This window comes from Pseudomonas sp. R4-15 (genome assembly GCF_055768815.1).
Genome location: NZ_CM147293.1, coordinates 1,561,422 through 1,580,351 on the forward strand (window position 1 = coordinate 1,561,422; position 18,930 = coordinate 1,580,351).

16 protein-coding genes are annotated in these 18,930 nt (G+C 66.9%); 11 read left to right on the forward strand and 5 right to left on the reverse strand.

Translation table 11 applies throughout. The annotated features are described in order from the left end of the window. Nucleotides 1–43: 43 nt before the first annotated feature. From ACYRGX_RS07320 to gatC, 4 genes are all read right to left on the reverse strand, one after another. Complete coding sequence (locus ACYRGX_RS07320) at nucleotides 44–424, reverse strand: septal ring lytic transglycosylase RlpA family protein (protein WP_473056647.1); 381 nt, start codon at nucleotides 422–424, stop codon at nucleotides 44–46. A 2-nt stretch (nucleotides 425–426) separates the two neighbouring features. After that, nucleotides 427–1,875 (reverse strand): Asp-tRNA(Asn)/Glu-tRNA(Gln) amidotransferase subunit GatB, encoded by a 1,449-nt coding sequence (gatB, locus tag ACYRGX_RS07325; protein ID WP_473055950.1) that lies wholly within the window; start codon nucleotides 1,873–1,875, stop codon nucleotides 427–429. 110 nt (nucleotides 1,876–1,985) lie between these two features. Continuing rightward, entirely contained in the window at nucleotides 1,986–3,437 is a 1,452-nt protein-coding gene (gene gatA / locus ACYRGX_RS07330) for an Asp-tRNA(Asn)/Glu-tRNA(Gln) amidotransferase subunit GatA (protein ID WP_473055951.1), read from the reverse strand. A gap of 13 nt (nucleotides 3,438–3,450) precedes the next feature. After that, nucleotides 3,451–3,738: an Asp-tRNA(Asn)/Glu-tRNA(Gln) amidotransferase subunit GatC gene (gene gatC / locus ACYRGX_RS07335; RefSeq protein WP_473055952.1), complete on the reverse strand. Its 288-nt coding sequence runs from the start codon at nucleotides 3,736–3,738 to the stop codon at nucleotides 3,451–3,453. A 213-nt stretch (nucleotides 3,739–3,951) separates the two neighbouring features. On the opposite strand from gatC, the gene mreB reads away from it, so the two are divergent. The 8 genes from mreB to tldD all read left to right on the forward strand — a co-directional run bounded on the left by mreB (nucleotide 3,952) and on the right by tldD (nucleotide 15,044). Beyond that, nucleotides 3,952–4,989 carry a rod shape-determining protein MreB gene (mreB, locus tag ACYRGX_RS07340; RefSeq protein ID WP_473055953.1) on the forward strand — a complete coding sequence of 346 codons (1,038 nt, stop codon included), beginning with the start codon at nucleotides 3,952–3,954 and terminating at the stop codon, nucleotides 4,987–4,989. Between the two features lie 112 nt (nucleotides 4,990–5,101). Then, nucleotides 5,102–6,064: a rod shape-determining protein MreC gene (gene mreC, locus ACYRGX_RS07345; RefSeq protein ID WP_473056648.1), complete on the forward strand. Its 963-nt coding sequence runs from the start codon at nucleotides 5,102–5,104 to the stop codon at nucleotides 6,062–6,064. Continuing rightward, nucleotides 6,064–6,543 carry a rod shape-determining protein MreD gene (gene mreD / locus ACYRGX_RS07350; protein WP_473055954.1) on the forward strand — a complete coding sequence of 160 codons (480 nt, stop codon included), beginning with the start codon at nucleotides 6,064–6,066 and terminating at the stop codon, nucleotides 6,541–6,543. Before mreC ends, mreD begins: the two co-directional genes overlap by 1 nt. A gap of 7 nt (nucleotides 6,544–6,550) precedes the next feature. Beyond that, a complete protein-coding gene (locus ACYRGX_RS07355; protein WP_473055955.1) occupies nucleotides 6,551–7,144 on the forward strand; it encodes a Maf family protein in 594 nt (197 codons plus the stop codon). A gap of 75 nt (nucleotides 7,145–7,219) precedes the next feature. Continuing rightward, nucleotides 7,220–8,677, forward strand: a complete 1,458-nt coding sequence (gene rng, locus ACYRGX_RS07360; RefSeq protein WP_473055956.1) for a ribonuclease G — start codon at nucleotides 7,220–7,222, stop codon at nucleotides 8,675–8,677. 198 nt (nucleotides 8,678–8,875) lie between these two features. Next, nucleotides 8,876–12,688, forward strand: coding sequence for a YhdP family protein (locus ACYRGX_RS07365; protein WP_473055957.1), 3,813 nt, complete (start codon nucleotides 8,876–8,878; stop codon nucleotides 12,686–12,688). A 65-nt stretch (nucleotides 12,689–12,753) separates the two neighbouring features. Further along, complete coding sequence (locus ACYRGX_RS07370; protein ID WP_473055958.1) at nucleotides 12,754–13,599, forward strand: carbon-nitrogen hydrolase family protein; 846 nt, start codon at nucleotides 12,754–12,756, stop codon at nucleotides 13,597–13,599. A gap of 2 nt (nucleotides 13,600–13,601) precedes the next feature. Further along, on the forward strand, nucleotides 13,602–15,044 hold the full coding sequence (gene tldD, locus ACYRGX_RS07375; RefSeq protein WP_473055959.1) for a metalloprotease TldD: 1,443 nt from the start codon (nucleotides 13,602–13,604) through the stop codon (nucleotides 15,042–15,044). A gap of 12 nt (nucleotides 15,045–15,056) precedes the next feature. Here the strand turns inward: tldD and yjgA are convergent, their stop codons facing one another. Next, complete coding sequence (yjgA, locus tag ACYRGX_RS07380; protein WP_473055960.1) at nucleotides 15,057–15,578, reverse strand: ribosome biogenesis factor YjgA; 522 nt, start codon at nucleotides 15,576–15,578, stop codon at nucleotides 15,057–15,059. 89 nt (nucleotides 15,579–15,667) lie between these two features. On the opposite strand from yjgA, the gene pmbA reads away from it, so the two are divergent. The 3 genes from pmbA to ACYRGX_RS07395 all read left to right on the forward strand — a co-directional run bounded on the left by pmbA (nucleotide 15,668) and on the right by ACYRGX_RS07395 (nucleotide 18,928). Next, nucleotides 15,668–17,011, forward strand: a complete 1,344-nt coding sequence (gene pmbA, locus ACYRGX_RS07385) for a metalloprotease PmbA (protein ID WP_473055961.1) — start codon at nucleotides 15,668–15,670, stop codon at nucleotides 17,009–17,011. A 152-nt stretch (nucleotides 17,012–17,163) separates the two neighbouring features. Further along, complete coding sequence (locus tag ACYRGX_RS07390) at nucleotides 17,164–17,559, forward strand: FagA protein (protein WP_473055962.1); 396 nt, start codon at nucleotides 17,164–17,166, stop codon at nucleotides 17,557–17,559. After that, entirely contained in the window at nucleotides 17,552–18,928 is a 1,377-nt protein-coding gene (locus ACYRGX_RS07395) for a class II fumarate hydratase (RefSeq protein ID WP_473055963.1), read from the forward strand. The genes ACYRGX_RS07390 and ACYRGX_RS07395 overlap by 8 nt, the downstream gene beginning before the upstream one ends. Nucleotides 18,929–18,930: the final 2 nt, after the last annotated feature.

Here is an 18,930-nt window from a genome sequence, read left to right on the forward strand (position 1 = left end):
TACCGGTGAACCCTAAAGTAGCAGCCAGCGCTGTAACCAAATGTCACGGCAACCCTTCCAGGCGTACTCGCGCCACGCCGGCGTCGATCATGTCCAACTGGCGTGCGGCGGCTTCGGAAAGATCGATCAGTCGATTACGGGTGTGCGGTCCACGGTCGTTGATCCTGACCACCACGCTGCGCCCGTTGTCCTCGCGGGTGACCCGTACTCGGCTGCCGAACGGCAGGGTCCGGTGCGCGGCGGTGAGCGCGGTGCGATCGAACGGTTCGCCACTGGCGGTGGTCCGCCCGTGGTGACGCGCGCCGTAGTAGGAGGCCATGCCCGAGGCGCTATAGCCGGCGGCGCTCACGCTGCCGACCTCGCGCTGGTTGGCACAGCCAGCCAGCAGCGAGATCGTCAGCAGGACCGCGAGGCGATAGAGCATCATCAGCCTTCGAGCTTTTTCTTCAGCAGGGCGTTCACCTGGCCGGGGTTGGCTTTGCCCTTGGACGCCTTCATCGCCTGGCCGACGAAGAAGCCGAACATCTTGCCGCGCTTGGCTTCGTCGCTGGCGCGGTACTGTTCGACCTGGGCGGCATTGGCGGCGAGCACCTCGTCGAGCATCGCCTCGATGGCGCCCGAGTCGGTGACCTGCTTCAGGCCCTTCTTCTCGATGATCTCGTCGGCCGATGCGCCTTCGCCAGCAGCCAGTGCTTCGAGGACGGTCTTGGCGATCTTGCCGCTGATGGTGTCATCCTTGATGCGCAGGATCACCCCGCCCAACTGTTCGGCGGAAACCGGCGACTGTTCGATCTCCAGGCCTTCCTTGTTCAGCAGGCTGGACAGCTCGCCCATCACCCAGTTGGCCGACAGCTTGGCGTCGCCGCAGGTCTTGGCCACCTGCTCGAAGTACTCGGCCATCTCGCGGCTGGCGGAGAGCACGCTGGCGTCGTAGGCGGACAGCGCGTATTCGGCCTCGAAGCGCTCGCGCTTCTGCACCGGCAATTCCGGCAGGCCCGCGCGCACCTGCTCGAGGAAGCTGCGCTCGATGACCACCGGCAGCAGGTCCGGGCAGGGGAAGTAACGGTAGTCGTTGGCTTCCTCCTTGCTGCGCATGGAGCGGGTCTCGTCCTTGTTCGGATCGTACAGGCGGGTTTCCTGGACCACCTTGCCGCCGTCCTCGATCAGTTCGATCTGCCGTTGGATCTCGTGGTTGATCGCCTTCTCGATGAAACGGAAGGAGTTGACGTTCTTGATCTCGGCGCGGGTGCCGAAGGCTTCCTGGCCTTTCGGGCGTACCGAGACGTTGCAGTCGCAGCGCAACGAGCCCTCGGCCATGTTGCCGTCGCAGATGCCCAGGTAGCGCACCAGCGCGTGGATCGCACGGACGTAGGCGACCGCCTCCTTGGCGCTGCGGATGTCCGGCTCGGAGACGATCTCCAGCAACGGCGTGCCGGCGCGGTTCAGGTCGATGCCGCTCATGCCCTGAAAGTCTTCGTGCAGGCTCTTGCCGGCGTCTTCCTCCAGGTGCGCACGGGTGATGCCGATGCGCTTGACGGTGCCGTCCTCGAGGGTGATGTCCAGGTGGCCCTTGCCGACCACGGGGTGGTCCATCTGGCTGGTCTGGTAGCCCTTGGGGAGGTCGGGGTAGAAGTAGTTCTTGCGCGCGAAGACGTTCTGCTCGGCGATTTCGGCGTCGATCGCCAGGCCGAACATGCAGGCCATGCGTACGGCCTCGGCGTTGAGCACCGGCAGAGTGCCCGGCATGCCCAGGTCGACCAGGCTGGCCTGGGTGTTGGGCTCGGCGCCGAAGGTGGTGGCGCTACCGGAGAAGATCTTCGAGGCGGTGGCGAGCTGTGCGTGGATTTCCAGCCCGATCACGGTTTCCCATTGCATCTTTAGTGTTCCTCAATCCTGTGTGGCGTCATCCAGCCCTCTCCCGACGCTGCGCGCCACCCTCTCCCGAGAATGGGAGAGGGGAAAAGGCTGCATGGCTGCGCCATGGCCTAGAATCCGGTCGGGGTGCGGGCGTGCCAGTCGCTGACCTGCTGGTACTGGTGCGCGACGTTGAGCAGGCGGCCTTCCTGGAAGTAGTTGCCGAGCAACTGCGCGCCCACCGGCAGGCCGTCGACGAAGCCGGCGGGCATGGACAGCCCCGGCAAACCGGAGAGGTTGGCGGTGATGGTGTAGATGTCTTCCAGGTACTGCGCGACCGGGTCGTCGTTCTTGGTGCCCAGGGCCCAGGCCGGATTCGGCGTGGTCGGGCCGAGGATCACGTCGACGCTCTCGAAGGCGCGCACGAAGTCGTTCTTGATCAGCCGGCGGATCTTCTGCGCCTTGAGGTAGTAGGCGTCGTAGTAGCCTGCCGACAGTGCGTAGGTGCCGACCATGATGCGCCGCTTGACCTCGGCGCCGAAGCCCTCGGCGCGCGAGCGCTTGTACAGATCGGTGAGGTCTTTCGGGTCTTCGCAGCGGTAGCCGAAGCGCACGCCGTCGAAGCGCGACAGGTTGGAGCTGGCCTCGGCCGGGGCGATCACGTAGTACGCGGGAATCGCGTGGGCCAGGCTCGGCAGGCTGATTTCCTGCACGCGAGCGCCGAGCTTCTCCAGCTCCTTGGCCACGGCCATCACCGCATCGGCGATGCGCGAGTCGAGGCCGGCGCCGAAGTATTCCTTGGGCAGGCCGACACGCAGGCCTGTGAGCGGCTGGGCGAGGGCGGCGAGGTAGTCATCCACCGGGTGATCGACGCAGGTCGAGTCCTTCGGATCGAAGCCGGCCATGGCCCCAAGCATCAGCGCGCAGTCCTCGGCGTTGCGCGCCAGCGGGCCGGCCTGGTCGAGGCTGGAGGCGTAGGCGATCATGCCCCAGCGCGAAATGCGTCCGTAGGTCGGTTTGATCCCGGTGAGGTTGGTCAGCGCTGCCGGCTGGCGGATCGAACCGCCGGTGTCGGTGCCGGTGGCCGCCGGCAGCAGGCGCGCGGCCACCGCCGCCGCCGAGCCGCCGGAGGAGCCGCCAGGCACGCGGCGGGTGTCCCAGGGGTTCTTCACCGGGCCGTAGTGGCTGGATTCGTTGGCCGAGCCCATGGCGAATTCGTCCATGTTCAGCTTGCCGAGGGTCACGGCGCCGGCGTGTGCGAGTTTCTCCACCACGGTGGCGTTGTACGGCGCCTTGAAGCCGGTGAGGATCTTCGAGCCGCAGGAGGTCAGCACGCCTTCGGTGCAGAACAGGTCCTTGTGGCCGATCGGCGCACCGAGCAGTGCGCCGCTTTCGCCAGCGGCGCGGCGGGCGTCGGCGGCCTTGGCCTGGGCGATGGCCTGCTCTTCGGTGACGGTGATGAAGCTGTTGAGCTGCGGATCGAGCTGCGCGATGCGCGCGAGCAGGGTCGCGGTGAGTTCCTCGGCGGAGAACTGTTTCTCCGCCAGGCCCTTGGAAACCTGGGCGAGGGTCAACTGGTGCATGAAGCCCTTTCCTTTATTCGATGACTTTCGGCACGAGGTACAGGCCGTCCTGTACCGCCGGGGCGATGGCCTGGTAGGCGTCGCGCTGATTCTGTTCGGTGACCTGGTCGGCGCGCAGACGCTGGGTGGCCTCCAGAGGGTGGGCGAGTGGCGCGATGCCATCGGTGTCCACCGCTTGCATGCGGTCGATCAGGCCGAGGATCTCGTTGAGGGTGGTTGTGCTGCGTGGCAGGTCGACCTCGTCCAGACCCAGGCGGGCCAGGTGGGCGATCTTCTCCACGTCGCTGCGTTCGAGCGCCATCGGCAAGTCTCCAGATCAGGCGCCGGCAAGAGGGGGCAAGGGAACCGATCGCTGCGAATACTGTCCCACGGGCGCATTCACCGGCCTGCCGGGCGCGGAAAAGCAGGGAATCTAACACAGCGGGCGGGTTGCCCAAAATCCCCGCCATTGTTAGAGTTCGGGCCAATTTTTTCCCCTCGCCCGCGCGGCGTTGCCCTCAGGGTCTCTTCTCCCATGTTCAAGAAACTCCGTGGCATGTTCTCCAGCGATCTGTCGATCGACCTGGGCACGGCCAACACCCTTATTTACGTACGCGAGCGCGGCATCGTGCTCAACGAGCCTTCCGTGGTCGCCATCCGTAACCATGGCAACCAGAAAAGCGTGGTCGCCGTCGGCGCCGACGCCAAGCGCATGCTCGGTCGTACTCCCGGCAACATCTCTGCCATTCGTCCGATGAAGGACGGCGTGATCGCCGACTTCAGCGTCTGCGAGAAGATGCTGCAGTACTTCATCAACAAGGTGCACGAAAACAGCTTCCTGCAGCCCAGCCCTCGTGTGCTGATCTGCGTGCCGTGCAAGTCGACCCAGGTCGAGCGCCGTGCCATTCGCGAATCGGCGCTCGGTGCCGGTGCCCGCGAAGTGTTCCTCATCGAAGAACCGATGGCGGCAGCCATCGGTGCCGGCCTGCCGGTCGAGGAGGCACGCGGCTCGATGGTCGTCGACATCGGTGGCGGTACCACCGAGATCGCCCTGATCTCGCTCAACGGCGTGGTCTATGCCGAGTCCGTGCGCGTCGGCGGCGACCGCTTCGACGAAGCCATCGTCACCTACGTGCGCCGTAACTACGGCTCGCTGATCGGCGAATCCACCGCCGAGCGCATCAAGCAGGAAATCGGTACCGCCTTCCCGGGCGCCGAGCTGCGCGAGATCGACGTGCGTGGCCGCAACCTCGCCGAAGGCGTACCGCGCAGCTTCACGCTGAACTCCAACGAGGTGCTCGAAGCGCTGCAGGAGTCCCTGGCGACCATCGTCCAGGCAGTGAAGAGCGCGCTCGAACAGTCCCCGCCGGAGCTGGCTTCGGACATCGCCGAGCGCGGCCTGGTGCTGACCGGTGGTGGCGCGCTGCTGCGCGATCTGGACAAACTGCTGTCCCAGGAAACCGGCCTGCCGGTGATCGTCGCCGAGGACCCGCTGACCTGCGTCGCCCGTGGCGGCGGTCGTGCCCTCGAGATGATCGACAAGCACACCATGGACCTGCTCTCCACCGAATAAGCGGCAAGCTACAGGTTCCGGGTCGCTGGCGCGTGCGTCTGGCGACCTGGCGGCTTGCAGCTGCGAGGACCTCGCCATCAAACCGCTCTTCGCCAAGGGACCTTCCCTCGCCATTCGCCTGTTGGTGTTCGTCGTTCTGTCGATCGCCCTGATGGTGGTGGACGCGCGCTTTACCGTGCTCGATCCGCTACGCGAGCAGTTGTCGATCATCGTTCGCCCAGCCTATAGCCTCGGTCGCGTGCCGGTGGCACTCTGGCAAAGCGCCACCCAGGAGCTTGCCTCGCGCAGCGATCTCGCCGCGGAGAACGAACGGCTGAAGGCAGAAATGCTGCTGATGCAGCGCCGCTTGCAGAAGCTCGCCGCGCTCACCGAGCAGAACGTGCGCCTGCGCGAGTTGCTCAACTCCTCGGCGTTGGTGGATGACAAGGTGCTGGCCACCGAACTGGTCGGCGTCGACCCCAACCCCTTCACCCACCGCATCATCATCGACAAGGGCGAACGCGATGGCGTATTCGTCGGCCAGCCGGTGCTCGATGCCCGTGGCCTGGTCGGCCAGGTGGTGGAGGTGATGCCGTTCTCCGCGCGGGTGTTGATGATTACCGACAGCACCCACAGCATTCCCGTACAGGTGAATCGCAACGGCCTGCGCGCCATTGCGGTGGGCACCGGCAATCCCGAGCGCCTGGAGTTGCGCCACGTCGCCGACACCGCAGACATTCGCGAGGGCGACCTGCTGGTCAGCTCCGGGCTCGGCCAGCGTTTCCCCGCCGGCTATCCGGTGGCGGTGGTGCGCGAAGTGGTGCACGACTCCGGGCAGCCCTTCGCCATCGTCCGCGCCACGCCCACCGCCGCGCTCAATCGCTCGCACTACATGCTGCTGGTGTTCACCGATACGCGCAGCCCGGAACAGCGGGCCAACGACGCCGCCGAGGCTCAGCTCGAGGCCGAGCGCAAATCGCGCGCCGGTGAGGCCGAGGTCGATCCGGACGACATGCCCGACGATGCCGCACCCGACACGGCGCCCACCCCGGCACCCACTCCGGCGCCCGATGCGACGACCCAGGAGGGCGAGTGATGCTGCGACGCAACGGCTGGGTCGTCTGGCTGACGCTGGCCTTGGCATTGGTGCTCAACGTGGCTCCCTTGCCGCCTTTCCTCGAAGTCGGTCGGCCGCTGTGGCTGATGCTGATCCTCGGCTATTGGGCGCTGATGCTGCCGGACCGCATCGGCATGACCGGCGCCTGGTTCTGTGGTCTTGCCCAGGACGTGCTCTCCGGCACCCTGCTCGGGCAGAACGGCCTGGTGCTGGTGCTGGTGGTGTGCATGGTGCAGGCGCTGCATCGGCGTCTGCAGATGTTCCCGATCTGGCAGCAATGCCTGGTATTGCTGGTGGTCTTCGGCCTCGCTCAACTGGTGCAGTTGTGGCTGCTGGCGCTTACCGGCAACCCTCCGCCGACCCTGGTCTTCGTGTTGCCGGCGCTGGTCAGTGCGCTGCTCTGGCCTTGGGTCTACCTCGCGCTGCGCCTTCTGCAGCTGCGCCTGAACGTGCGTTGAGCCGCCGATGACCGGACTCTACCTGGCCTCTGCTTCGCCGCGCCGGCGCGAGCTGCTCGAACAGATCGGCGTGCGTTTCAGCCTGCTCTCCGCGCCCATCGACGAGACGCCGCTGCCCGGCGAGACGCCCGAGGCGCACGTGCAGCGTCTGGCCCGGGAGAAGGCGCGGGCCGGTCTCGCCCGTCTCGATGCGGGCAGCGATGCCGTGGTGCTCGGCGCCGATACCGTGGTGGTGCAGGATGGGCAGATCTTCGGTAAGCCGTGCGATGCCGCCCACGCCGAGGTGATGCTCGCTGCGCTGTCCGGCCGCGAGCACCGTGTGCTGAGTGCGGTGGCACTCGCTGCGGCGGGCCGCTGCGAGGTGCGCCTGGTACAGAGCCGGGTGCGTTTCCGGCCCATTTCCGCCGCCGAGCGTGCCGCCTACTGGGAGACCGGTGAGCCCGTCGACAAGGCGGGTGGCTATGCGATCCAGGGATTTGCCGCGATCTTCGTCGAAGCGCTCTCGGGCAGCTATTCGGCGGTCGTCGGCCTGCCGCTGTGCGAGACCGCGGAACTGCTCGCCGAGTTTGGCATCCGTTGCTGGTCAGTTGCCGATGGCTGAGGTTATAAGCAAGCGACAGGCGTGAGCAGGACGCCACCGACCCGAACAATCAGAACAGGCGACGCGAGGGCCACGATGAGCGAAGAAATCCTGATCAACATCACGCCGATGGAGTCGCGCGTAGCGGTCGTCGAGAACGGTGTGCTGCAGGAGGTACACGTCGAGCGCACCCTGCGCCGGGGCATCGTCGGCAATATCTACAAGGGCCGTGTGGTACGCGTGTTGCCGGGCATGCAGGCGGCCTTCGTGGACATCGGTCTGGAGCGCGCGGCCTTCATCCACGCTTCGGAGATCTCCAGCCGCGAAGGCAATGCGGTGGAGAGCATCTCGGCACTGGTGCACGAAGGGCAAAGCCTGATCGTGCAGGTGACCAAGGACCCCATCGGCAGCAAGGGCGCCCGGCTGACCACGCAGTTGTCGATTCCCTCGCGTTACCTGGTCTACATGCCGCGCACCGCCCATGTCGGCATCTCGCTGAAGATCGAGGGCGAGGCCGAGCGCGAGCGTCTCAAGCAGATCGTCAATGACGGCATGGCCGCCGAAGGCATCGAAGAGGGCGGTGGTTTCATCCTGCGTACCGCCGCCGACGGCGCGCGTGCCGAAGACATCCTGGCGGACATCCGCTACCTGCGCCGGTTGTGGGCGCAGATCGCCGAGCAGATGCAGGCCGCCGGCTCGCCTTCGGTGATCTACGAGGACCTCTCGCTGGCCTTGCGCACGCTGCGCGACCTGGTCCATTCGCGCATCGAGAAGATTCGCATCGACTCGCGGGAAACCTTCCAGAAGGTCTGCCAGTTCGTCGCCGAGCTGATGCCCGAGGTCGCCGACCGCCTCGAACACTATCCGGGAGAACGGCCGATCTTCGACCTGTATGGCGTCGAGGACGAAATCCAGAAAGCGCTGGAGCGCCGGGTGGCGCTCAAGTCCGGCGGCTACCTGGTGATCGATCCGGCCGAGGCGATGACCACGGTGGACGTCAACACCGGCGGTTTCGTCGGTCATCGCAACCTCGAGGAGACGATCTTCAAGACCAACCTCGAGGCGGCCACGGCCATCGCCCGGCAACTGCGCCTGCGCAACATCGGCGGGATCATCATCATCGACTTCATCGACATGGAGGACGAGGATCATCAGCGCCAGGTTTTGCGTACCCTGGAGAAACAGCTCGAACGCGACCATGCCAAGAGCAACATCATCGGCATCAGCGAGCTGGGCCTGGTGCAGATGACCCGCAAGCGCACCCGCGAGAGCCTCGAACAGGTGCTCTGCGAGCCCTGCGCGGCCTGCCAGGGACGTGGCAAGCTGAAGACCGCCGAGACCGTCTGCTACGAAATCTTCCGCGAGATCCTGCGCGAGGCGCGCGCCTACCAGGCCGAGGGCTACCTGGTGCTGGCCAACCAGAAGGTGGTCGACCGCCTGCTCGACGAGGAGTCCGGGAACGTCGCCGACCTGGAAACCTTCATCGAGCGCACCATCCGCTTCCAGGTCGAGGCCATGTACACCCAGGAGCAGTACGATGTCGTGCTGCTCTAGTCGTGGTCCCCTCTCCCCCAGCCCCTCTCCCGCGAGGGGAGGGGGGAGTCCCTACGAGTACCGCTTTGCCGTGATGGCGTTGGGGTTCGATTGGCGCCCGGAAAAGCCCCTCTTCCCTCGCGGGAGAGGGGGTGGGGAGAGGGGGCACCGTCAGGCTTCAGGGTCGGATAACCTGCACCGCGTTTGGGGCCTCACGGTTTGACCGCTCGCCCGCCACGCCCGCTGAGGGCGCTGCGCCTGCTCCTGGCGACACTCGCCGTCTGCCTGTTGCTGGCGGCGGCCTATGTCTCCCTTGGCCGGCAACTGCTGCCGTTGGTGGGCGACTACCGCGCGCAGATCGAGCAGCGCCTGTCCGACGAACTCGGCATGCCCCTGAGCATCGGCCACTTGCAGGGCTCCTGGCGGGGGTTCACGCCGCGCCTGGTGGCCGAGGACATCCGTCTGGGCGAGGGCGAGCATCCGCTTCAGGTGACACGCCTGCGGCTGGTGCCGGCCCTGCTCGACAGTCTGCTGGGCCGCCAGTTGCGCCTGGCCGAGGTTCAGGTCGAGGGCCTGACGCTGCGCCTGCATGAGGACGAGAACGGTGGCTGGGCGTTCGATGGACTGCCGGTGCGTCGGGAGGTGGGTGGGTTCTCTCCGGCGCAACTGCTCGACCTGTTGCAGCGGGTGCAGCGCGTCACCCTGCTCGACAGCCAGTTGCAGGTTCAGGCTATCGGCGGCGAGCCGCTCGCTTTGAGCGCGCTGGAGGCCACCCTGCGCAGTGCCGGCGATACGCCGCGCCTGGACCTGCGCCTGCAGTTGCCGGACGGACAGCCGCTCGCCCTGCGCCTGGACGCACGACTCGATGCGCAGGACTGGGCGAAGGGGCGTGCACAGGCCTACCTTTCGTTGCCCGCGACGGATTGGGCGCGCTGGCTGCCCGCGGCGCTCAGCCAGCGTTGTAAGCTCGACGAACTGCAGGCGGGAGGCCGGCTCTGGCTGGACTGGGCGGACGGCACCGCACAGCGCGCCGTGCTGCAGTTGCAGGCACCGCGCCTGCGCTTCGGCGGTGCCGACGGCCAGGCGCAGCAGGTCGAGCAACTGCACGGTGACTTCTACTACCGGCGCGAGGAGACGGGCCCGCGGCTACTGGTCGACGGCCTCGGCTTCGTCCACGGCGATGTACGCCAGGAGGGGCTGCAGGCGCTCGTCGAAAGACGCGACGGACACTGGACGCTGGGCGTGCCCGCGCTCGATCTCGCACCGCTGCGCGGGCTGGTCGAGGGCCTGGCGCCCTTGCCCGAGACGGCGCGCAAGGTGCTCGCTGAGCTGGCGCCGCGCGGTCGCTTGCTCAACGTCTCGGCGAGCTTCGCGCCTGATGAATCCGGCCCGCAGCGGCTCGCCTTTTCCGCCAACCTGGATCAGGTGGGTTTCTCCGCCAGCCATGGCGCACCTGCGGTGGAAAACCTCAGTGGCAGCCTGCGCGGCGATCTCGGTGGCGGCGAGTTGCGTATCGACAGCCGCAATTTCTCGCTGCATCTGGATCAGTTGTTCCCAAAGGCCTGGCGTTATCGCGAGGCCCACGGGCGGCTGGACTGGACCCTCGACGATCAGGCTTTCACGCTGATTGCGCCCTACCTGCGGGTCAGTGGCGAGGAGGGCGAGTTGGCCGGTGACTTCCTCATCCGCCTGTATCGAGACCCAGCGCGGGAAAGCTACATGGACCTGCGTGTCGGCATGCGTGATGGGGATGCCCGCTACACCTCCCGCTACCTGCCTTCGGCATCGTCCGCTTTCGATCCCAAGCTGGATGCCTGGTTGCGCGAAGCGATTCGTGGGGGACGCGTCGAGCAGGGCTACTTCATCTACCAGGGCTCGCTGCGTCACGTCGATCCGCCGGTGTCGCGGCACCTGGCCCTGTATTTCGCAGTGGACGACGCCGAGCTGGACTACCAGCCCGGCTGGCCAGCGCTGCGCGATGCGCGTGGTGAGGTGCGCGTGGAAGGTAACGACGTGCAGGTGGATCTGGTGCATGGACAGGTGCTCGACAGCCGCGTCGGTCGCGCCAGCGCCCACGTCGGCAAGGCGGATGCGCAAAGTCCCGCGCGCTTGACGCTACGTGCCGACCTCGAGAGTAGCCTGGCCGATGGCCTGCACCTGCTGCAGGACAGCCCCTTGCCGACCGGGAAGATATTCGCCGGCTGGCAGGGCGAAGGTGCGCTGCAGGGCAAGCTGGCGCTGGACATGGACCTGGTCAAGGGCACCACGCCGCAGGTCGTCGTGGACTTCTCCAGCGAGGGCGCGAGCCTGGATATCGCGAAACCGCAGCTGGCATTGAAGGAGGTCACCGGCGACTTCCGCTACGACAGCCGCCGTGGCCTGAGCGCGCCCCAGGTCAGCGCCAAGGTCTTCGACCGCGACGTCCGTGGCAGCATCCAGGCACTGGGCAGCAGCAAGGCCCAGACGCTGCTCGACCTCAATGGTCAGGTGCCGCTGCAGACCCTGTTGAACTGGGGGCAGGTCAAACAGTCACTGCCGGTGTCCGGAACCTTGCCCTATCGCCTGCGCCTGTGGCTGGGCGACGACAACCGCCTGCGCGTCGACTCCAACCTGCAGGGCATTGCCGTCGATCTGCCGGTGCCCTTCGGTAAGTCAGCCGAACAGGCAAGCTACGCCGATCTACGGATGAGCCTCGGCGAGCAGCCACCTACCTATCAACTGGACTATGGCAACCTGGCCAGCCTGGCCTTCCGTGGTTCGCTCGCGACCCCGGCCGAAGGGCGGGGCGAATTGCGCCTGGGCGACGGTCCGGCGCGCTTGCCATCGATAGGCAGTGGGCTGCGCGTGCGCGGACGCCAGGCACGCTTCGATCCCAAAGCCTGGCAGCCCCTCTACACGCGCTATTTCGCCTCCGCCGATAGCGGCGTCGGTGATTCCGCCAAAGGCCTGCTGGAGAGCGTCGACGTGCATATCGGCGAGCTGCCGTTGGGTAGTCTGCTGCTGCAGGACGCCGAAGTGCAGCTCGCCCGGGCCGAGCAGGCCTGGCGTCTGCAAGTGGATAGCCCCCAGGCCGCGGGGAGCCTGTTGCTCGCCGATGCCGGGCAGGCGCCGCTGCAGGTCAAGCTCGCGCACCTGCGCCTGCCCGCGGCGCAAACGCCGGCGGAGGGTGGCACGGAGCGGACTGACCCCTTGGCGCAGTTCGACCCCCATGCGATTCCTGCACTGGATCTGGACATCGCCCGGCTCTACCAAGGCGACGAGTTGCTCGGTCACTGGCAGCTCAAGGCCCGTCCGGAAGACCGCGGCGTCAATTTCAGTGGCGTGGACCTGCAACTCAAGGGGCTCAATCTGACCGGGCGCGGCAGTTGGCTGGGCACCGCAGGCAACAGCGAGAGCCATTTCACCGGACGTCTGAGTGGCGGCGACCTGGGCGATGTACTGCTGGCCTGGGGCTTCGCGCCGACCATTACCAGCAGCAAGTTTCGCGTCGATCTGGATGGCCGCTGGCCCGGTTCCCCGGCGGCGTTCGATGCCCGCCGCTTCAGCGGCAACCTCGATGCACGCTTCGATGACGGCCAGTTCGTCGAGGTGCAGGGCACGGCGTCAGCGCTACGGGTATTCGGCCTGCTCAACTTCGAATCGATTCGTCGGCGCCTGCGCCTGGACTTCTCCGACCTGCTCGGGCGCGGCCTGAGCTACGATCGGCTGAAGGCGCGGCTGACCGCCGAGGACGGCGTCTATCGCAGCGACGAACCGCTCACCGTGAGTGGTCCCTCGACCAACCTGGAGATGCGCGGCACCCTTGACCTGCCGGCCGACCAGGTGGATGCCCGGCTGCGTGTCAGCGTGCCGTTGACCAGCAACCTGCCGCTGGCGGCGTTGATCGTTGGCGCTCCCGCCGTGGGGGGGGCGCTGTTCATTGCCGACAAGCTGCTGGGCGACCGTGTTTCGCGCCTTGCCAGTGTGCAATACCACGTCACCGGCTCCTGGAAGGACCCGCAGATGAACCTGGAAAAGCCCTTCGAGGAATGATGAAGGTTGTTCGCAGACGTCGCAGCGATTAGCGTGGTTGCAGTAGCAGAACCCGAGGGCGCGCGATGTCGATCGCGGTGATTCAGATGGTGAGTGTGCCGCAGGTGGCGAGCAACCTCGCGAGTGCCGAGGCCCTGTTGCGCCAGGCGGCCGAGCAGGGCGCGCAACTGGCGGTGCTGCCGGAAAACTTCGCAGCCCTTGGGCTGGCCGATCCGCGCGCACTGGCGCATGCCGAGGCGCGTGGCGAAGGTCCTGTGCTGCCGTGGTTGAAACGCGTCGCTGCCGACCTCAGATTGTGGATAGTGGCGGGAACCCTGCCGTTGCCTGCGGACGACGATCCGCAAGGCATGCCGCGCGCCTGCTCGCTGCTGATCGATGCCTACGGCGAACGGGTCGCGCGGTACGACAAGCTGCATTTGTTCGATGCCGAGGTGGCCGATGGCCGCAGGCGCTACCGCGAATCGGAGCAGTACGCGGCCGGTGAGCGTCTGGTGGTGGCGGATACGCCCGTTGGACGCCTGGGCCTGAGCGTGTGTTATGACCTGCGTTTCGCCGAGCTCTATATCGCCCTGCGCGAGGCCGGCGCCGAATTGATCGCGGCGCCCTCGGCATTCACCGCGGTGACCGGTGCGGCGCACTGGGAGCTGCTGCTACGCGCCCGCGCCGTGGAGAGCCAGTGCTACCTGCTGGGCGCCGCGCAGGGCGGAATTCATCCAGGCCCCCGGGAAACCTGGGGGCACTCGGCCATCGTCGACCCCTGGGGCCGGATACTGGCCGAAGCCGACAAGGGCGAGGCGCTGCTGCTGGCCCGGCCAGAGGCCGAGGAGCAGGCCGGGATTCGTCAGCGCATGCCGCTACAGCGGCACCGGCGCTTCGCATCGCCCGCGTTACAACCGATTCGAGTGGAGTAAGCATGAGCGATTTTCTGCAACCGGTGAGTGATCACCTGCTGGCCCCCGGTGGGCTTTCCCTGGAGCAACTGCCCCAGGTGCTGGGCGAGCTGATGGGGCCGGGCATCGATGCCGCGGACCTGTATTTCCAGGACCAGGTGAGCGAGTCCTGGGTGCTCGAAGACGGCATCGTCAAGGATGGCAGCTTCCACATGGAGCAGGGCGTCGGCGTGCGTGCGCTGTCCGGTGAGAAGACCGGCTTCGCCTACAGCAACGCGATCAGTGCCGAGGCGCTGGGCGCCGCCGCGCGCGCCGCGCGCTCGATCGCCCGCGCCGGGCAGGCCGGGCGCGTGCAGGCGTTCGCGCGCCGCGAGGTGCGCTCGCTGTACACGGCGGACAACCCGCTGGAGGTCATCGATCGTGCGCAGAAGGTCGAGCTGCTCAAGCGCATCGACGCCGCCACCCGGGCGCTGGATCCGCGCATCAAACAGGTCACCGTGAGTCTCGCGGGTGTTTGGGAGCGTGTGCTGGTGGCCGCCGCCGATGGCAGCCTGGGCGCCGACATCCGCCCGCTGGTGCGCTTCAACGTGAGCGTCATCGTCGAGCAGGATGGCCGTCGCGAGCGCGGCAGCCATGGCGGAGGCGGACGCACCGACTACCGCTTCTTCCTCGCCGAGGACCGCGCCATGGGCTACGCCCGAGAGGCGCTGCGCCAGGCGCTGGTGAACCTCGAAGCGATCGCCGCGCCGGCCGGCAGCCTGCCGGTGGTACTCGGCCCCGGTTGGTCCGGCGTGCTGCTGCACGAAGCGGTGGGGCACGGATTGGAGGGCGACTTCAACCGCAAGGGCAGTTCGGCCTACAGCGGGCGCATGGGGCAGAAGGTGGCGTCCGACCTATGCACCATCGTCGACGACGGCACCCTGGCGGACCGTCGTGGCTCGCTGAGCCTGGACGACGAAGGCACGCCGACCCAATGCACCACACTGATCGAGAACGGCGTGCTCAAGGGCTACATGCAGGACAAGTTGAACGCGCGCCTGATGGGCGTGGCGCCCACCGGCAACGGTCGGCGCGAGTCCTATGCGCACCTGACCATGCCGCGCATGACCAACACCTACATGCTCGCCGGGCAGAGCGAGCCGGAGGAAATCATCCGTTCGGTGAAGCGTGGTCTGTATTGCGCCAACCTCGGCGGTGGCCAGGTGGACATCACCAGCGGCAAGTTCGTCTTCTCCACCAGTGAGGCGTACCTCATCGAGGATGGACGAATCACCGCGCCGGTGAAAGGCGCGACCCTGATTGGCAACGGCCCGGAAGCGATGAGCCGGGTGTCGATGGTCGGCAACGACCTGGCTCTGGACGGCGGCGTCGGTACCTGCGGCAAGGACGGTCAATCGGTACCGGTGGGCGTCGGCCAGCCGACGCTGAAGATCGAGTCGATCACCGTGGGCGGGACCGGCGCCTGAGGCGCCGGTGGTTCACACCAGGCCGCGTTTGGCGTCGTCCAGTTCGCGGATGTACTTGAAGATCTTGCGCGAGGCAGCCGGCGGCTTGTCCCGAGCGGCTTCCTGCTGGGCCTGGCGGATCAGCCCGCGCAGATGCTGGCGGTCGGTCTCGGGGTATTCGACGAGAAACGCCTCGAAGGCCGCATCGCCCTGCAGCAGGCGGTCGCGCCAGCGCTCCAGGGCGTGGAAGCGCTCGTTGTACTGGCGCGAGCGGGTATCGATCTGCTCGAACAGGGCGAGGATCGCGTCCACGTCCTGGTCGCGCATCAGGCGGCCGATGTACTGCACGTGGCGCTTGCGGGCGATGTGCGCGCGGTGCTTGGGCGCATCGGCCAGGGCGCGGCGCAGGGCGTCGCTCAGCGGAAGCTTGTCGAGCAGCTCCGGACTGACACCGGCGAGCCGCTCACCCAGGTCCTGCAGGGCGTGCAGTTCGCGCTTGACCTGGGATTTGCTCTTCTCCCCATCGGAAAGGGCGTCATCGAGATGATCAGACATGCGGGCGGTCCATGAAAAAAACCGCGCCATCATACCAGCAAGCGGGGGCCGCGCTCGGCACCCCGTCTGCAACCAATCGAGGAGTGCACATGAGTAGCGAAAGCATCGGGCCGCAGCAACTGCCGGAGCTTGAGGAACAGGTTGCGCGGATCATCGCCGAGGCGCGCCGTCAGGGCGCGGACGCCTGCGAGGTTTCCGTCTCCGCCGAGCAGGGGCTGTCCACCAGCGTGCGTCAGGGCGAGGTCGAGACGGTGGAGTTCAACCGCGACCAGGGCTTCGGCATCACCCTCTACCTGGGGCAGCGCAAGGGGTCGGCGAGCACCACGGCCACCGGTAGCCAGGCGATCCAGGAAACCGTCGCCGCCGCCCTGGCGATTGCCCGGCATGCCTCCGAGGATGCCTGTTCGGGTCTGGCTGAGCCGCAGCTGATGGCTCGCGAGCTGCCGGACCTGGACCTCTATCACCCGTGGGATCTCAGCCCCGAACAGGCGGTGGAGCTGGCGCTGCGTTGCGAAGCGGCCGCCTTCGAGGCCGATCCGCGCATTCGCAATGCCGACGGCAGCAGCGTCAGCAGCCACCGGGGCTGCCGCGTTTACGGCAACAGCCACGGTTTCGTCGGCGGCTATGCGAGTACCCGGCACAGTCTCTCCTGCGTGATGATCGCCGAGTCCGACGGCCAGATGCAGCGTGACTACTGGTACGACGTGAACCGCATCGGCGGGCTGCTGGAAGACCCCCAGGCGATCGGCCGGCATGCCGCGCAGCGTGCGGTCGCGCGCCTGGGCGCGCGACCGGTGCCGACCTGCGAGGTGCCGGTGCTGTTCGCCGCGGAACTGGCCACCGGCCTGTTCGGACACCTGCTGGCGGCGATTTCCGGCGGCAGCCTGTATCGCAAGGCATCCTTCCTCGAAGGGGCCTTGGGTGAGCAGTTGTTCCCCGCCTGGCTGACGCTCGACGAACGGCCGCACCTGCCGCGCGGCATGGGCAGCGCAACCTTCGATGGCGATGGCCTGGCGACATACGCCAAACCCTTCGTACGCGACGGAGCGCTGGTCTCTTATGCCCTGGGCACCTACTCCGGTCGCAAGTTGGGCATGCCCAGTACGGCCAACGCCGGGGGGGTGCATAACCTTTTCGTAACCCGCGGTGATGAGAACCAGGCCGCCTTGATCCGGCGCATGGGGCGTGGATTGCTGGTGACGGAGTTGATGGGGCAGGGACTCAATCTGGTGACTGGGGATTATTCCCGGGGTGCCGGTGGTTACTGGGTGGAGAATGGCGAGATCCAGTTCCCCGTGCAGGAAGTGACCATCGCCGGCAACCTGCGGGACATGTTCCGCAATGTGGTCGCCATCGGCAGCGATGTGGAGCGTCGCAGCAACGTCCATACCGGCTCCGTGCTGATCGAGCGAATGACCGTCGCCGGGAGCTGATTTCCCCTTGCCTTTCCGCCAGTCCCGAGCAGGGGCTGGCGTATTCCCCTTCCGCTGTCCCCGCCGTAGTCCTGGAAGACCCTAGTAAGCATGTGTTGATTATTAATCTCAAATGAGAATTAATATCGATATTGCTGCTGACGAGGTCTTCCATGTCTGCTCGCTCCGCCGTGTTTCCCTGCCTCGAATGCTGGCGTTGGCAAGGCCTGCGCATCCGTTGCGCACTGGCGCCCGACGATGCGCAGTTGCCGCTGCGCCACTGGCATCACGGCCTGCATCTGGTCGAAAGCGGCGCGCTGGCGCCCTGGGCGCTGGCATGCGGCATGTTGCGCCTGATGCTCGACGTCGCGGCCGACCCGGCGCTGCCCTGGCATTGGCGGGCGAACTGCCTGGACTTCGCCTACCTCCCCTTGCAGGCGCTGCAGCGCATGGCCAACTGCCGGCCGCGGCAGCGGCAACTGATGCAGTTACGCAATCAACTGGCGACGCTGCGCATGGCGCCCTCGCTCACTCCCAACGAACTCGCAGAAGGAAATCCCTATGCATGACTCCCGTCTGGAACGCGACAGCATGGGCGAACTCGAGGTGCCTGCCGAAGCCCTCTACGGCGCCCAGACCCAGCGCGCGGTGAACAACTTCCCGGTCTCCGGCTTGCGCATGCCGGTGGCCTTCATTCGCGCCCTGATCCTTGCCAAGGCCGCGGCGGCGCGGGCCAATGTCGATCTCGAGCAACTCCCCGCGGCCCACGGTGACGCGGTGGTGGGTGCCTGTCAGGCGCTGCTGGGCGGCGACTTCATGGCGCATTTCCCGGTCGACGTGTTCCAGACCGGCTCCGGCACCAGCAGTAACATGAACGCCAACGAGGTGATCGCCACCCTCGCCAGTCGCCTGCTGGGCGACGCCGTGAGCGCCAACGACCACGTCAACTGCGGGCAGAGCAGCAACGACATCATTCCCACGGTCATCCACGTCAGCGCTGCGCTGGAGTTGCAGGAGCGCCTGCTGCCTGCGCTCGGCCATTTGCTGGCGGTGCTCTGCGAGAAATCGTTGCAGGTGCGCCCCTATGTGAAGACCGGGCGCACGCACCTCATGGATGCCATGCCGGTGCGCATGAGTCAGGTGCTCGACGGTTGGGCGCAGCAGATCCAGGACGACATCGAGCGCCTGCGGCTGTCCCAGGGGGCGCTGCTGCGCCTGGCCCAGGGCGGCACGGCGGTCGGTACCGGGATCAACGCCCATCCGCGCTTCGCCGAACGCTTCTGCCAGGAGCTGGGCAGCCTGACCGGCCTCGCCTTCGAGCCCGCGGCGAACTTCTTTGCGCTGATCGGCGCCCAGGACACCGCGGTGTCTCTCTCCGGGCAGTTGCGGACCACCGCGGTATCGCTGATGAAGATCGCCAACGACCTGCGCTGGATGAACTCCGGCCCCCTCGCCGGGTTGGCGGAAATCGAGCTGGAGGCGTTGCAGCCGGGCTCCTCGATCATGCCGGGCAAGGTCAACCCGGTGATTCCGGAGGCGACCGCGATGGTCGCTGCCCAGGTGATCGGTAACGATTCGGCGATCACCGTCGCCGGGCAGTCGGGCAACTTCGAACTCAACGTCATGCTGCCGCTGGTGGCGCACAACCTGCTGCAGAGCATCGAGCTGCTCGGCAGCGCCAGTCGCCTGCTCGCCGACCGGGCCATCGCCAGTTTCCGCGTCAATCAACCCAAGTTGCGCGAGGCGCTGGAGCGCAATCCGATCCTGGTCACCGCGCTGAACCCGCTGATCGGCTACCTGAAGGCGGCGGAAATCGCCAAGCAGGCCTACCGCGAAGGGCGTCCGATCATCGACGTGGCCGAAGAGAACACGGCGCTCTCGCGGGTCGAGCTGGAGCGGCTGCTGGACCCCGAGAAACTCACCGAGGGTGGCTTGTGAAC